Genomic DNA, 15,807 nt, shown 5'->3' with positions numbered 1-15,807 from the left:
GTCATACCTAAAGCTCTGCGCCGACCTCAGCTAAAAGCGGTTGAGGTTTTGAGAGGTTTGCAGGGTGAAGTGAGCCAAAACACAGTGACAGGGCCTATTTTTGCCTTCTCGGAGTCTATTTTTGGACAGACCGGCGCGGCCGACACTATTGCCGCGCTTTCGGCTTTGCCGTCGCGGATTCGTCGCGAATTTACTCGTCGAAAGCTTCAACTTTGTAGTGGGACCTCACGGTCGATCGGTGCGATAACAAGAGCGTCGTGAAGACTGAATTCCAGGAGTGGCAATTCAATCTCGCTAAGACCGAACTCTCGGGCGACGACAGTATGCGAAAATAGCCCGGCGATGGTACCGACCTCTCGAATCTCGGCCCCCGGCGGGTCGAAAAAAAGAACAATATGGGACTCGTCGCCGTCCTCTATGTCCGGGCTCGGACCAGTTGGCCCGCATGCCTGCAACGATCGTGCCTGAAGCAAGAGACCGGTATCGGGACGATCAGGCGACGCGACTAGCGTCACGTATCGGTTTTCGTCGAGAATGTCGAAGTTGTCGCGGGCGCTGCAGAACAGGATTGTCGTTTGTTCAGAAAAGATATTTTCGAACACAAATTGCGAACCTGCAGGCAAAAAGAAAAGATCTCCCGCCTTCAAATCGAAGTGCTGTCGCTGATGAAAATCACGGTAAACGGTGAAAACCACGCTCCCTTGTGCGCAATAGCCAAGTTGATGGAGGTACGAAGGGCCAATTGAGTGGTGTTCCGTGCCTCCCGGCAGCGTTACACGTCGAAACCCAAGATGACGCAGTCGTCGTAGATCGGCATCCTGTTCCAATCCCCTGGTGATTTCAAGACCACTATGGTCGATCCCCAATGACGCCACGGGGGCGGTGCGTGAATTTACCATAGTCATGCCTCCTAGAAATGTTTGAGCATATCTTATTGGTCAGACTCCGAAGACCTCGTGTTAAAGAGATGCTGTAGCCATCGTAAGTATATGTAGAGAAATCAATGATTAGCGATTGTATTATTGCATTGTAATTGGCTTAAATAGTTGCGTTTTTGGTATTGACTTGCTGGACCTTGTGTTGGCCAGGTCACCACGACCTCAGTGAACCAATTCCACAACGCGTGCGATGGCGTGACGGTAGAACTAATTGTGGGGACCTTGGTCTTCGGTCAGCGCCAACTCGCTAGCGCGGCGGGCGTCGCGTACTAGTCGCTCAGCGGTCGCCTTAGCAGCTTCAATATTCGGATTTGCTCGGTCCAGCCACCGGACGTTTGCGTGAGCACTGATGTACAAAGCCTCCAAGACCGAAGCGAGTTCGCTCGGAGATTGAGGATCTGCACTCCCTGTCGAAACGTCGGTGTCACGTCGAGGTAACTTGAAATTTTCATGAGAAACAGGCCTGCGCGGTTCGGTCGAATTGTTTTTAGCGACGAGACCCGCGGTAACCGCGATTGCAGTTAAGGCAGCCGAAATCTGAATAGTCCCTGCAATCGAAGAAAATGCGTCATTGTACGCTGCCGCAATCATTGTTAGGGCCGCGACTGTTGCAGCCGCCCATAGAATTTTTCGATCGGCCAAAACCTGCGCAGCTAAGATGAGTGCTATAACGTAGAACCCGGCAAGCGGCCCGCCAACCACGCCAAAGGTATCCGCGGCGAAGATTACTGCACACAATACGAATGCTGTGGTCCCTGACACTACACCTGCTTTGGTTGATTGTGACTGCCTGTCCGGGTTGGTTGCTTCCAACGTCATGGTTCGATCCTTGGGTCGCTAGCGAGCGGACCATCCACATTTAGGTTTTATCAGCTTTTTAGCCAGCAACGTCCGCTGGGGAGGCTTTGCATTCGAAACCATCGTAAATCTCCTCTGGTCTCAGTCTTGTAGAATAAGCGACTGTCTTGAATATTTTCGAAGCCATATCGCACTGGTAAACGAACTATTCATGCGCTTTATCGCCGAGAGAAACTGAGGCAACTTTCTGACGTAGGGCTTGTAGACCGGAAAAAAGAGCATTGATCAGGTCGACGATGGTCGGATTATGATCGATTCCAGGACCTCTAGATGTTGCGAAATTCATTACTCCATTTCGAAGTTGGCGGTCAGCCGTCGAATCCTCTACCTCAGACTCCGGCCATTCGCACTTTCCATGGACAAGCGACTTGGTCATGATTGCGAAAATCCCGCCCAACTATCTATTGAACTGTTGTAGGACGACCCCCTACCATTGGCGGGGGTAGAAACGATGTCGCTATTTGGAGAGATCTTCGACTTCGGCGGCAAGACGAACAAGATCTGGCAAGGTCTGGACGTACATCTTCCGCATTACCTGGCCACGATGAGCCTTCACAGTCGGTTCGCTTATGCCGAGAAGGTGTGCGACTTGTTTGTTTCCGTGCCCCGCTACGATCAACATCATCACGTCCTTTTCTCGCGGAGTGAGCTTTTCAAATAGCTGTATTGTTTTAGCGCCTGCTGCGTCTCGCGAACGCCTCTCACTGTCGCGCTGTAGGCCTAGCTGAATGGCGTCGATTAGATCTTGTGGCCGAATCGGCTTTGTCAGGAACTCAACTGCGCCAGCCTGTATGGCGCGAACTGCCATCGGGATATCAGCATGCCCGCTTACAAAAATGATCGGCAATTGACAGCCGATCTTCAAGAGATGGTTCTGAAAAGCGATGCCGCTCTGACCAGGTAACCGTACGTCTAGAACGAGACAGCCCGGTCCGCTCAGATCAGCATTCGCGATGAGTTCCTCAACTGTCGGATAGGAGTTGACATTGAACCCCAATGACGAAAGTAAAACCTCAAGTGCGACACGGATATCGTCATCATCGTCAACGATAAGGACATTCTTCGTCTGATCACGCGTTCTGTCGGACAGACTAATCTTCATTCTCTGATCTCGGTACCGTAAACCTAAAAATTGCGCCATTCCCGCCTTCAGCGGACGACGCCCAGATTCTTCCGCCATGAGCTTCTACAATCGATCGGCATATAGATAACCCCAATCCCATGCCTCCTCTTTTGGTCGTAAACATCGCCTCAAAAAGCTTCTCTGTATCAAGAAGACCGAGCCCAACACCATTATCCGCCACCCAAATCAATCTTCCGTCATTACCCTCCGGCGCTGAGCCTATGACTATTTTACGATTGTCGACAGGTACACCCTCCAGCGCTTCAAGGGCGTTCATTAGCAAGTTGCACACCACTTGCTGCAGTCGAACTCGGTCGCCAGCGACCTTGGATAGTTCAGGCGACAAATTCACTTCGATGGCAGCCGAATGTCGCCTGATGTCGCCACGAAGTAGTTCTACAACTTCGTGTACTACTCGGTTAACGTCGACCAGCGTGATCTTACCACTAGATTGGGTTGCCAAGCCCCGAATGCTCTTGACGACGTCTCCCGCCCGGTGACTATTTTCAGCCATTCGAACGGCAGCTTCTTTGGCCTGCGCGAGAAACATTAGACACGTCTCGGCGTTGGAAACTATGGCAGTGAGCGGCTGTGTAACCTCGTGCGCTATGGACGCCGCTAATTCGCCCAACCGAGTGAGCCGAGCAACGAGCGCCAGGTCTGCCTGTGCTTGGCGTAAGGCCTCATCCATATGCCTCCGGTGGACAACATCCCGAAAGACCAATACGGCGCCGGTGATTTCACCCTCATCATCGACAATGGGCGCTCCCGAATCATCTATGGGGATTTCGGTTCCGTCCTTGGCAATTAACAGCGTGTGATTTGCGAGGCCAACGATTGTCCCCAACCTAAGAACTTTCGCGACCGGGTCTTCAACAGGCTGTCGACTGTCTTCATTTACTATTTTAAAAACGGCCGTCACAGCCTTGCCGTTTGCGTCTCCCATCGACCACCTTGTCAGCGTCTCCGCAACAGGATTCATAAAAGTGATCTGCCCCAGAGCGTCGGTCGCAATTACGGCATCCCCTATGCTCGCCAGCGTCGTTGCATACCGCCGCTCACTCTCGAACAATCGCTTTTCCACCGAATGCTTGTAGAGTGCCATTTCGATCGAGGTTCGGAGCTGCAGTTCTTCAAAAGGCTTAGGTAGAAAACCAAACGGTTCGGCGTGGTTGGCACGGCTGATGGTCTCGTTGTCGGCATAAGCCGTGAGAAATACGACTGGGATCCGCCACCGCTCTCGTATGATATCTGCCGCCTCAATTCCATCTAATGTTCCCTCAAGCCGGATGTCCATCAGCACAATATTAGGCTTGCGTTTCGTTGCTAATTCCACGGCCTCCTCCCCGCTCGTGGCCGTGCCCGCAATCGTGTAACCAATCCGCTGCAGCTGCTGTTGGATGGCGCGGGAGACGACGCTGTCATCTTCGACCACAAGAACAGACGTTGAAGTCATTGACACTTGTTCTCCAAACGTCTGGATCTAGAATAGGGCATTGTACTGGCTTCCTTCGTTGACAGAAATCTCAAGATTCCCTCACAGCTGATCAACCAAATCGCGAACAGGCTGAAGACCTAAAGTATCAATATTTTCAGACGTGTCGGGCAAACTCATTTACAATGACGCCACACGATACAGCGCCGTCCAGATCCATATCGACGTTGAGGATTCTAACCTCGACAGAGATCTTTTGCTCGCTTGTTGCGTACGCTCTTAGTAGATGCTCACAAAGCGTGTGAATGTGGTTCCCCAAGCAAATCCGCGCAAACGCACCGGCGCGGTAAAGATTCTCGTGAACCAACGCCATTGATCGGACACGGTTGCGACTCTCTGCGAAAAGCTCGGCAACCTTTGGATCGCTGATCCGACCCGCCGAACTCAAGTGCGGTAGCCGCAGAGCTAGTGTCCAAAGCAAGAACGACCACAGTTCCGTATCCTTTTTGTTAATGGCCGAGGCTTTGTCCGCGTTGTTTGCAGGGAGCAACAGGAGAACGGCAACCGAGGAACTTCTCGGCCTCTCGGGAAAGAGGTCGAATTCGCCATTAATATGGACAAGTTGGACGCTCTGGTCGGCCACATCCCTCAAGCTTGTCGCGCCCCTGATCACGCCATAATCCGAAATCAGGGAGCTAATTTTGGCCCGATCTCGATCGGTCCATCAGTTATTGTTGTTAGACGGCAGAGGGCGTTGCAATGCTCATCCGGAGGGCCCAGTGATACCATTGATTTTCAGCAGTAAGATCGCCTCATGCGGCGGAAACGAGAATTTCTTCTTCATCGACCAGAACATTGCCTAGCATCGATACTGCCGTGGTTTGCCTTAGGGCTTTACGGACACTGGGCGCCACTCTGGTGCCCAGAAGCTCGATGGAGCGCATTACAGCTCTATGGGGAATGGCACCAAGGCTCATCTGCATGAGAAAGCGCTTATGGCCAAAGAGGTCATGCTGATAAAGGATCTTGTCGACAACCTGTTCCGGGGTTCCGAATACCAGCGGGTTTTTGAGTTCAGCCAGCCGGTCAAATTCCCCCAGCGTGAACTCGTCTAATCCTCGGTGGCGACGATCACGATTCATCCACTGCGCATAGTAAGGGAAGAAGGCCTCTGTGGCCGTTGACTCGCTATCGCCGATAAACCCATGGGAATTAACGCTGACGGCAAGCCTGGCGCTTTCGAAACCGAAGGACGAGCCAGCGTCTTTATATCGTTCGACAAAATAGGTATAGTCGCTTGATCGACCGTTAAAAACCGCTAGCGCGAGCGGGAGGCCAAGGCTACCCGCTCTGAAGGCTGACTGAGGACAACCGCCTGCCGCCAACCAAACCGGTATTGGCTTCTCGGATCGCGGATACACTCCAAGATCGTTGATGTCATGCCGATGACGCCCGGACCAACTAACTTGCTTTTTTGCCCTGATCTGCAAGAGGAGATCGAGCTTTTCGGAAAATGATCCCTCGTAATTTATGAGATCCGGACCAAAAAGCCTAAATGACTCGATAAAGGTACCTCTACCAACCATGATCTCCGCTCGTCCCTTGGAGACGAGGTCAAGAAGCGCAAACTGTTCATATACGCGCACAGGGTCGTCTGAACCGAGAACGGTTGCGGCGCTGGTGAGCTTAATTCTTTTTGTCAAAGCTGCCGCGGCTGCCAGTACGACGGCGGGTGAGGAGATCGCAAAATCAGACCGATGATGCTCGCCGATACCGAACACATCCAGACCAACTTCGTCCGCCAGCCTGACCTGCTCCAGAAGTTCCTGCAACCGTACCCCTGCCGATGTGGTTATCCCCGTCAACGGGTCAGCGGATAGCTCGGCGAATGTAAATAACCCGAACTCCATGTCGATTATCCTTCGAACGGCAGAACCGGGTGCAGTGACCCCGCAAAATGAACTGGGTCACCGCTACAGTCGGCTCAAGCAGACAATGACTAAGCTGCGGGACGAAGCGTGAGTGCGGCGACACCAATGGCCAGATTTACGCCTTCCTCGCCTTGTATCGAAAGCGGCTGCAGGGACAAACTATTGTCATTGCCGCCCACCAGGATATTCACGCCAGCCCCAAGCCCAAGGCTGGCCTCTGCCGTCGCGCCTCGATACGAGCCCGTTAATGCGTCCTTATTCCGATCAGTGGCCGTGTAGACAAGCCACGTCATTTTTCCCTTGTCGACTTCCCCCAAGTCCAATCCGAACTCGGTGATATTGCCGACGTAACGTTCGGAAGCGCCGCCAGCCGACGGCTTGAATATACAACTGACATCCTGCTTTGCTCCGATGATCACACCCAGACCTGCAGATATGTCGCAATTTAGGGTGCCGACCTCACTACGAGCAGCATCAGCGTTGCGGAGGCCCATCAGAGCGACGATCGAAAACGTGGTGAGTATAAGAAGCTTACGCATTCTGGAATTCCTTTTGGACAAGTGCGGTATTCTTAAAGTGATGAGAGGCGGCCCGAGTTCAGGCCTTACTCGGAACGTCGCGAAGCCTCGAAAAGAAACCACGTACGGCGTTCGGCTTCGTCGATCCAAACCTCAATAACACTGGTCGTGGCGTAGTCATTGTAGCTAGACGCAAGCTCGTGGACCTCCCGGAGGATGGCGACCAGCTGTTTGTTGTCGTCCCTGAGCTCCGCGAGCATGTCCATTGGCGTTACGTATTCGGCATCGTTATCCAGCAGACGCTGCAGGCGGCTAATATGGCCGATGGAACGCAATGTTGTGCCCCCGATCTTGCGAGCGCGTTCAGCGATGTCGTCAGTGGTAGCAAAGATTTGTGCTCCCTGATCGTCGAGCATGAGATGATAGTCGCGAAAATGCGGCCCTGACATGTGCCAGTGAAAGTTCTTCGTTTTCAGATACAGCGCAAATGTGTCTGCCAGTAGCGCGGTGAGCGCTGCGGCAATGTCTCTGGTGGCATTGGTTTCCAAGTCTGTCGGTGTGGCCAATTGCGATTGTCGAAAGGTGGGCGACGTATTCGTCATCAGGTTCTCCGTTTATTAAAGTTCAGGCGGATCCGCCCGAATTTTTTCAAGGTGATTTGTCAAAATTCCAGGTGAGGTGGAGTTTAAAATCGGCGGGAAACGCGGATTGGCACCCTTACGGGCACTGGCACCGAGCACGTCATAGAGCAGGCGTACGCAATCGAACGTGATTGGTTCGTTGCGTTTTTCAAAATTCGAATTGCGAAGGCTGTTGCAGCGATCAGTCCGATTTTTATCGTTCGCATAATTCGGCGCTCCATTCAGTTTCACTGCGATGAAGGATAGTGGCAGGCCGACCGCGTGAGAATTCAATCGTTGTCTAGTAAGGGTGACACTTAAGTATAGTTACAAACGAGACTCGCGAGCTGTAGTTTTATCCAATCGCCTCGCTGCGTGAGGCGAGCATCTTCATGCTACATAGCTTCGGTGCCCTACCCTCCGCCGAAGTGGCGGATCTTCATGGTCCGCTAAGGCCGCTCCTTTGTCCGAGGGAGCGGCCCTTTATCTTTGATCGACCCTTGGGGCATACACACCGGGGCAAACTGCTCTGATTGTGACGGGTCCTGCAACCGTTATTCAAGACCTCACCCAACTCACGAGTGTCGCCAAACCTTCACCGCCGAGATCAGCAAAATCATGGCCAGCGCAGGTAGGAGGACCCCGTTCGGGACAAGGTCGAGAAGCAAGCCGCCGATAAACGTCCCGACAGCTGATCCGGCCGCCATCACGAGAAGGAATGCCTTGTTGCGCCCCAGCACGGAAAAGCTCTGATCGCGGCTGTAGCGGGTGAAGCCGACCAGCATTGTAGGCAGACTAATCGCGAGGGACAGGCTTCCCGCAAGTTTGATGTCGGCACCAAACAAAAGCACCAAGGTTGGAATTAACAATTCCCCACCCGCCACGCCAAGTAACGCGGCCACGATGCCAATGATGAAGCCCGCGACCACGCCCGCGACGAGTTGCGCCAATCCCGCCAACAATGGCTGTCCTGCAGTCGCGTTATGCCCGAGAAGCAGCACGACGGCGATTGCAACGAGCACGACCGCGATAACTTTGTAGAGAGTCTCCGATTTGAGACGCGTTGCCCAGCCAGCACCAAACCACGCACCGAGTAGGCTTCCGGCGAGCAGGTTAACGACGATTGCCCAGTTGTCGGCAAGAGTGCCAAAGGAAATGGTTGCGGCGCGGAATGGCAGTGCAGTCGCGACGACGACGAGGCTCATAGCCTTGTTGAGGATAACGGCTTCCAGAGCTGCAAAGTTAAAAACACCGATCAGCAGTGGAAGGCGGAACTCCGCCCCTCCCAGGCCGATCAAGCCTCCGAGAGCGCCAATGATTGCTCCCGCGCCGAACGCGGCCGGAGGATTGCGGATGGTCGATGTGTTGGCAGCGTCACTCATGGCCGATATGTATGCACAAATATTTCGGGGCCGATAGAAGTCGATGCTGACCAGCGCACCGGGAGGCACTGTGGATGGCAAAAGCTAACGCTGGATCGTCAAGCAACCGTAAGGGCGATCGCAAGACGGCCGGTGACGCTTGATCGGTTGGTTGTTCAGGCCTTGCATCATCAGCCGACGCACGTCGGGCCTCCCACTCATCCGGACGCAAGAAAGCCCGCGGACCTTTCGAGCTGCGGGCTTTTGAATTATTTGGTTGCGGGGCAGGCAACCAGCGTTGTCTGCACCAGGGTAAATGCCTCATCCGACAAAAATTGAACGTCGGGGGCCGACCACACTGACCTTGCCGCTGGCGTTTGGTGAAAAACTCTTTCCCGGCGCAAGCTGCTGGTGCTGATAGCGGTCGTGGAAGATGATATGCGGCTTGCGCGGTTCTTGCTTACAGTAGATGCCGATCTTCAGATACGGACCGGTGGGCTCGTCATAATAGCCCAGCGGACCCGTGTAATCGACAAACGGCACTCCGTCGATCCAGCCCTTCAACCAACCATCGGTGAGCGAGTACTTTGCTTGGTAAACGAAGTCGTGCCAGACGCCTTGCCTGAAATCCGGAATGCGTCCGACTAGATCACCTCTATCCGTCTGATCGTTAGCGCGGTAGTTGGCTTCGATGAATTCTGCAGGCGAGCCATACTGGCTCGGGTCTTTCAGAACCTTGATATAAACTTCCAGTGAACCACAGCGATAGTAGCTCGCAAACACGGGTTCACGCGCATACTGGAAGCCGACGGGCTTGGTTTCGTCCTGAACGTTGTGCCATTGGTGAATCAAACTTACCGAGCCTTCGTCCAGCGGATAGTCCGGTGATATCATTGAAGTGATCTCGTAGTGTTGCACGCTCTCGAGCACCGGATAGAATTTCTCCTTGAGTTCGGAGCGATACCCATCGTGAAGGAAATCGCCGGGACGTAGTTCAAAGCGGGCGGCCGTAGACCCACTTCGGCCTGGTGAGGGCACCAAAGTAGCCGACCATGGACCTTTTAGTCGGTCCGTATTCCACAGGGAAAAGTTGCCACCCTCAAAATCGTCGGCGAAACTATAATTGCCCGTCGCCGGAGCGGCGAGCGTTGGATCGATCCTCGAACCAGGATGAGGTTCGAGGCGCAGAGTTGCTGCAGCGAGAGCGCTAGACGTTTTCAAGATATCCCCCTGGTGAATGCCTTTGCCATTGGCTCTTGGCGTATTTGTAGTACCGCCGCTCAAGGTCAGGCTTGATGATCGTGTCGTTAGCGGCGACGATGACCCGGCTGAGCTTGGTCTTCCACGCGGTCGCCATCAGTGGTGGGGTGAATACTTCGGCTGAAGCAAGGACCCGGGAGTGTGCGCCGAAGAGTGCCTGTTCGCGGGGCAGATCAGGAACGAACAACTTGGGAAACTGCTCCGGGTCCAGGTAGGTGTAACCATCAGGCGTCTCCTTGATCGCGCCCGGGGTCTTGGCGAGCACGCTGGGTGTCTTCTTGCCGATCGATCCCTCGTCTTCTCCGACATCCGGCGCGTGGGCGGCGACGTTGACCAAACCAACCACGGATGGATAGACACCGGCTTCCGTCACAATGGAGCCTCCATAACTTTGGCCGACCAGGAGCGTGGGTCGTCCTGCATGTCTAGAACGCGCTTGGTTGCAGCCACGTAGTGGGTGAAGGAACTCTCGGGTTCCTGCACCATAGAAACGTGGAACCCTTCCTCCGTCTGGAGCCGAAAGATCGCCTTCCATCGGGGACCGCCGACCCACGGGCCGTGCACAGGAACGAAGTTTTCAACGGGCTCAGCGGCGGCGCGGTTGGCCAGTGACGTGAGTGGAAGGAGTGCGGCAAGAGCCAAACATGCAGTCACGTATCGCATGATCAAGGTTCCTTTGTTGCTGCTTTCGAAAGGCTGTCGCCGATCCGATTTGAATCGAGTTTAGCATTACAAAATCATGCAAATCTTCTTGGCACGCGGCATCGTTCGGCGTAGCGACGGCCGTTCAAAAATTGCATGCTGTGGCTTTAGCTTGTCTGTTGTGCCGACGACATCGGCGATGAGGAGGTTAGGCCAACCTCGATCGGGGCGAAACCAGATCAAGGTATAGGTATGCCCAGACTCAGCGGTACGTCGGCCCGTTCGCCATGGACTGCTCGTCTGCACTCCATTGGTTCGGTCTTATCTAGCAGGACATTCATTGGTAGGAATGTTGGTGCAGCCGGTTGCCAGCACGCCTTCCATGCCCATTTTCACGTCATCTGCCGACATCTAAATGATCTTCCGGAGGCCGCGCGTTGCGCAACTTTGGACTTCGCTGATGGTGCTTTCCAGAGTGGAGGCGATTTGAAGCCCGCGAAGCTCGCTCTTGTCGACAAGGCCAACTTGGTAACGCATCGCCCGCATCGCAACGTCCCGCACTTGGGAGATAGCGTCATTCTGGAGGTTCGCCGGACGCAATTTTTTCAGCGTGAGTCCAAAATGTGCGCGGCAACCCGAGATCATTCGACGTGGGCCGAATTGGTGGTGCAGACGGTAAATGCAGTAACGGCCCCAACGCCAGGAGACCCGAGAAGGCTCGATGGCAATCACCCCATCTTCGGCCACGTATCCAAATTTCGCGATCACATCGCAATGCCGCTACGAGCGCCCATTGTGTCGGCGACGCCAGGTTCCTGGTGATACTCCGGTGAAATCGGAAAACACTCTGGTCAAATGGCTTTGATCGGCGAAACCGCAGCTTATGGCGACCTCAACAATTGGTGCATTCGTCCGCAGAAGGTCTTTGGCGCACGATATTCGATGTTCTAGTAGCCAGCGATGCGGGGTCCGTCCAAATGTCTCTTTGAAGGCCTTGACGAAGTAGCTTCGCGACAATTCACATGCCTGTGCCAACTCCGATATGGAGACTTGGGATTCCATGTGGGTCGCTAGCAGTTCCGTCGAGCAGCGTTGCTGCCACGGAGCAAGCAAACCTTTTTTCCGCGTCGGAAAATACACGCCGCCATAAGTCTGCATTAGGTGCGTCAGAAGCGCGAGGACAATTTGCTCCAAGAAAAGCTTACTTGACTTCTCGGGATTTTGGAGCGCCGGTAACAAAGCCTGAGCCAGCCCCAGAACCACATTGTCGACTACGTCGCAAGGACAAGTCAGACCTTCAAAATTAGCCCGCCCGGACTCTCTGGCAAAAGACTCCAAATGCGGCAATGGCACTGTAAAATGAACGCTATCGAATGGGGAAAGGTTCTTACATTCCCAGTCCTCGCGAAGATCGGCGATCATCAACGAGCCCTTGCCGTGACTGCCTTCAAAAGCTAGCTCGGCTCCACGCCAAATCTGGAACAACCGGAGGTCTTCAAGTTGCGTGGTGATGCTAAACCCATTCGCAAGAGGAATGGTAGAGCCTGGCAAACCATCCTGATGATCAGAAGTTAGCCGAGTTATCACCACGTTGTCGAGCATGATCGACGTTTTTCTTGGTGAGATAATGTCGGTAGTCGCCGCCCGTGAGTGATAAGTCACTTTGCCTCCCAAACGCTTTTAAGGCAGACCATTGCGCCGCCCCAATTGCTATTTTGAAAACCCACAACCACCGCAGTGTGCAACAAATGAACTTATTGATCAAGCGATAAATTGCGTGAGTTCAGCAGGACTTTACTCTCTATCCGACACACTCGGCCGATTTAGCTGGTCGGATATGAAGCCGTTGCGCCTATCACCAATCGCCAGCGGCCAGTTTGGCTGCGCTTGAAAGACGGAGATCGACAATTTTACGCCGTGGGATGCTCGCTAGTCGCTGTTCGGAAAGCTGCCGTTATTTCCGCCAACGAGGTCAAAGACTCCGATTTGGTCTGCTGAGCGAAGCGGAGTATTGCCATAGCAATGAATAAGGTGGGCGCAAACAGCCAACGCAATGTGCCGACATGCATCAGGTGAAGTGGCATCCGATGAGGTTGTCTCAAAGAACTGCAGCAACGCAACTCCGAGGTTGCTGATGACCGAGTCGCTATGTCCGCGTTTGCATTGTAGTTCATCAAGCTGCGCCTCATTTCCTAACCTTGTGAGCTCGTTAAAGAGGGCGCGTGGCAACCGAAACGCGAGCGCGTCCAGGTCGGCATGCAGGCAGATTGATGCGCCGACCGCAATATCAACCAGACAGATCGACCCCTTTGGGTAGTAGCGGACCGGCGTTCGCGAACCGAACTGGTCAATATCGCAGTGATAGGTGTCCTGCAGATAGAGCATGAGGAAATAGGCGCTTTGCGGCGGAATCTTCACCGTAAAGGTCTGATCGATTGAGGCCGCCTTCTTGAGCCTTGTGACGGAGAAACGCGCGACGGAGATCGGAGAAAAACTAAAACAGGCAGCATTCGGTAATCCAAAATAGGAACCAACGCTGTCACTACCTACCATCGATGTATTCAAAGCAGCCTCCCAGCAGCGCCCTCAAAGACGAATGAGCGCCATTGAGCAACTTCCAATTTCGACAACAATTTAAGCAAGGTCTCAACGAAGCGCAAATACAAAACCGCGGCAATCAGATGTCATACCGGAGCTGAAATTGCTGCTGTCTCTATGCTCCCGAATCACTTCGGTTTCTTGAACGGAAATACTGTCTTTTGCAACTATTGACGGTCAATTCGGCTGAGTTGACCATCTTCAGCCTCTGATTTTTAGGATTATTCAAAACGAAAGCAATTCGTTCAATAGCAGACTATCGCCTTCAACTAGAGGTTTCTCGATGGTTTCGAACGACGACTCGCAATCCGACATGTGATGCCAATTAGGGTTGCTTCCGCATGACTCTGAACATTCCGCTACAGCAGCCGTTCGACGGCGATGTCATGTGCGCAACAGTCACGCCAACCTCCACACGGCCATCATATTTGCTTGCAATTAGAGGCTCAGCGGTAATGTTGGGCGTCGCCGTGTTTTTCGCTGACACCTTTATCCATAGCACCGTTCCCATCGCAGTCCTCTACGCCGCAGTCTTGGCGCTGTTCAACGAGGCAGCGAGCAACCGGCGTATTATCTTGAGCGGGCTAGTGTGCGCTTCGTTGGCCATCATCTCAAAATGCTATTCGTATGGATCCATGGGCGCTATCGCAGAGCTCACTAGTTTAGGTGTGTCCCTGTCTGCTCTCACATCTGTCTTGTGGCTACTCGTCAGGAATGCAGGAGCTCGAGAGGCGCTTGTTGAATGCTCTTCCGATCTCTTGAGAAGCGAGGGGAGGTATAAGGCAATATTCAGTGACAGCCGTACGGCGCTTTGGGAATACGACTATTCCGTTCTGAAGCAGAGGCTACACGAACTGGAAGTCGATGGACTTTCCGATTTGAGGGCTTACCTGAGAAGCGATCCAAGCATTTTGCGAGAATACCGAAATTGCGCACGCAGGACGGCCGCGAACCGAGAGGCGCTCGCTGTCTCCGGAGAGCGATCCCATTCCGAGCCCTTTCACCAACAGGCCCGAGAAGACGAGGAGACCTTTGTTGAAATCTTGAACGCCATTTTCTCTGGTTTAACTCGCTTTGAATGCAATGGCACACTCCTGACCGCTGTGGGAGAGGCAAAGCCCGCGGTGTTCCGCATTTGCTTTCCGGAAACCCCTAAAGGCTTCAAAAGGGTTGTGATGGACATCGCCGAAATCGCCGAATGCGGATCATTCAAAAGCTCGCTTTTGGAAACGAGAACTGAACTTTTCCAGGCATCCCGGGCGGCAACCGTGGGAGTGCTATCAGCTTCTCTCTCGCACGAATTAAGCCAGCCCTTGGGGGCCATAATCCTGAATGCCCAAATCCTGTTGCGGTGGCTTGCCCACACCCCTCCGCAGCTGGATGCTGTCAAGCGAGCAGCCGAAAGGCTCGTCCAAAATGGAGAACGCGCAAGTCTGATTGTCAAAAACACTCGAATGATGCTTTTGAATAAGGCCCCTTTACTCCAACCCGTCGAACTCTCCCGCCTTATCAAAGACACTCAGATTCTCTTGGAGCATGACCTTCTTCAGGACGACATCGAGATTGTCATTCAAGACAGGACATCTGGCTGTTGGGTCAAAGCCGTTCACATCGAACTTCAGCAAGTCTTGATCAACCTGATTACCAATGCGCGTCAAGCGATGTCGCATAGCCCGTTGAAAAGACTGATCATTACACTTGATCATCAAGACGACCGCTTCGTCAACGTGAGTGTTCGCGATTTTGGACCCGGGATAAGGGAAGAGCCAATGGAAAAGATTTTTGATGCGTTCCATACCACGAAGCCCACCGGCATGGGTTTAGGACTATCTCTATGTCGCAGCATCATGGAGGCCCGGGGAGGACAGCTTACTGCCGCAAATCATCCCGAATGCGGCGCAGTCTTTGAGATATTGATACCGATTGAAGGCATCCCAAACGAAAACGCAAACAAGGCAAACTACGAAGAAGTACGTGATTCTTGAGCACGCATCTCTGCGCTCCCTCAAGCGGGTCTTTTAGAGTCGGCGCTGAAGATTGATGTTGCATGAACGCTTGGACTTCGTGCGACTGGACGTGACCTGGCCGTGCAACACCTTCGTATAGTTGCGGACTGGCGCTCTGTTGCTGTCTATCCTATGCGGCAACATAATGGCGTCTCGTTTCTTTAAGAGCGCCAAGCAAGGACGCTCATGACCTACCAATGCAGCCATGTCAGCACCATCCGATCCGTACATCCAAGCGCCAAGGGGTGTGAAGAGTGCCTCGCAATTGGCCAGGAATGGTTTCATTTGCGGCTCTGCAGGGAGTGCGGGCACGTGGGATGCTGTGATCAATCCATTGGAAAGCACGCAACATCCCATTTTCACAAAACCCGTCATCCGATCATTGAAGGATATGATCCCCCAGAGGGATGGGGTTGGTGCTACGTCGACGAGACTATGATTGACCTCCCCAACCAAACCAAACAAGTCGGCCCTATCCCTCGATACTATTAGCAAATAACGGCATGCAAATTCGAAA

General features: G+C 53.4%; 17 protein-coding genes. 2 read left to right on the top strand and 15 right to left on the bottom strand.

The window, feature by feature from the left end; translation table 11 throughout:
* Positions 1-206: 206 nt before the first annotated feature.
* The 15 genes from CPY51_RS30360 to CPY51_RS30295 form a co-directional block, all read right to left on the bottom strand.
* On the bottom strand, positions 207-899 hold the full coding sequence (locus CPY51_RS30360) for a cupin domain-containing protein (protein WP_195909658.1): 693 nt from the start codon (positions 897-899) through the stop codon (positions 207-209).
* Between the two features lie 246 nt (positions 900-1,145).
* Entirely contained in the window at positions 1,146-1,757 is a 612-nt protein-coding gene (locus tag CPY51_RS30355) for a hypothetical protein (RefSeq protein ID WP_111164078.1), read from the bottom strand.
* 184 nt (positions 1,758-1,941) lie between these two features.
* Positions 1,942-2,172: a hypothetical protein gene (locus tag CPY51_RS32410; RefSeq protein ID WP_146260206.1), complete on the bottom strand. Its 231-nt coding sequence runs from the start codon at positions 2,170-2,172 to the stop codon at positions 1,942-1,944.
* 81 nt (positions 2,173-2,253) lie between these two features.
* Positions 2,254-2,898: a response regulator transcription factor gene (locus CPY51_RS30350; RefSeq protein WP_111164077.1), complete on the bottom strand. Its 645-nt coding sequence runs from the start codon at positions 2,896-2,898 to the stop codon at positions 2,254-2,256.
* Positions 2,888-4,375, bottom strand: coding sequence for an ATP-binding response regulator (locus CPY51_RS30345; protein ID WP_111164076.1), 1,488 nt, complete (start codon positions 4,373-4,375; stop codon positions 2,888-2,890). The genes CPY51_RS30350 and CPY51_RS30345 overlap by 11 nt, the downstream gene beginning before the upstream one ends.
* Positions 4,376-4,511: 136 nt before the next feature.
* Complete coding sequence (locus CPY51_RS34165) at positions 4,512-4,997, bottom strand: histidine kinase dimerization/phosphoacceptor domain -containing protein (RefSeq protein WP_420820764.1); 486 nt, start codon at positions 4,995-4,997, stop codon at positions 4,512-4,514.
* Positions 4,998-5,166: 169 nt separating this feature from the next.
* Positions 5,167-6,264, bottom strand: a complete 1,098-nt coding sequence (locus CPY51_RS30335; RefSeq protein ID WP_111164074.1) for an LLM class flavin-dependent oxidoreductase — start codon at positions 6,262-6,264, stop codon at positions 5,167-5,169.
* Between the two features lie 89 nt (positions 6,265-6,353).
* A complete protein-coding gene (locus tag CPY51_RS30330; RefSeq protein WP_111164073.1) occupies positions 6,354-6,824 on the bottom strand; it encodes a DUF992 domain-containing protein in 471 nt (156 codons plus the stop codon).
* Positions 6,825-6,889: 65 nt separating this feature from the next.
* Positions 6,890-7,405, bottom strand: a complete 516-nt coding sequence (locus CPY51_RS30325) for a Dps family protein (protein WP_111164072.1) — start codon at positions 7,403-7,405, stop codon at positions 6,890-6,892.
* A 593-nt stretch (positions 7,406-7,998) separates the two neighbouring features.
* Complete coding sequence (locus CPY51_RS30320) at positions 7,999-8,805, bottom strand: sulfite exporter TauE/SafE family protein (protein WP_111164071.1); 807 nt, start codon at positions 8,803-8,805, stop codon at positions 7,999-8,001.
* Between the two features lie 300 nt (positions 8,806-9,105).
* Positions 9,106-10,005: a heparin lyase I family protein gene (locus CPY51_RS30315; protein WP_195909656.1), complete on the bottom strand. Its 900-nt coding sequence runs from the start codon at positions 10,003-10,005 to the stop codon at positions 9,106-9,108.
* A complete protein-coding gene (locus CPY51_RS30310) occupies positions 9,992-10,579 on the bottom strand; it encodes an alpha/beta hydrolase (RefSeq protein WP_244598838.1) in 588 nt (195 codons plus the stop codon). Before CPY51_RS30310 ends, CPY51_RS30315 begins: the two co-directional genes overlap by 14 nt.
* Positions 10,580-11,097: 518 nt before the next feature.
* A complete protein-coding gene (locus CPY51_RS30305) occupies positions 11,098-11,454 on the bottom strand; it encodes a hypothetical protein (RefSeq protein WP_111164069.1) in 357 nt (118 codons plus the stop codon).
* A 12-nt stretch (positions 11,455-11,466) separates the two neighbouring features.
* A complete protein-coding gene (locus tag CPY51_RS30300; RefSeq protein WP_146260205.1) occupies positions 11,467-12,348 on the bottom strand; it encodes a helix-turn-helix domain-containing protein in 882 nt (293 codons plus the stop codon).
* A gap of 267 nt (positions 12,349-12,615) precedes the next feature.
* Positions 12,616-13,251, bottom strand: a complete 636-nt coding sequence (locus tag CPY51_RS30295) for a hypothetical protein (protein ID WP_146260204.1) — start codon at positions 13,249-13,251, stop codon at positions 12,616-12,618.
* A gap of 374 nt (positions 13,252-13,625) precedes the next feature.
* Between CPY51_RS30295 and CPY51_RS30290 the strand changes: the two genes are divergently transcribed.
* Entirely contained in the window at positions 13,626-15,269 is a 1,644-nt protein-coding gene (locus tag CPY51_RS30290) for a sensor histidine kinase (protein ID WP_111164066.1), read from the top strand.
* Positions 15,270-15,476: 207 nt separating this feature from the next.
* Positions 15,477-15,782 (top strand): UBP-type zinc finger domain-containing protein, encoded by a 306-nt coding sequence (locus tag CPY51_RS30285; RefSeq protein WP_111164065.1) that lies wholly within the window; start codon positions 15,477-15,479, stop codon positions 15,780-15,782.
* Positions 15,783-15,807 lie beyond the last annotated feature (25 nt).

The organism is Arminella tubonensis (genome assembly GCF_003240585.1).
Lineage (GTDB): Bacteria > Pseudomonadota > Alphaproteobacteria > Rhizobiales > Rhizobiaceae > Rhizobium > Rhizobium tubonense.
Note: the sequence above shows the minus strand (reverse complement) of the source record. Positions and strands in the feature narration are given on the sequence as shown.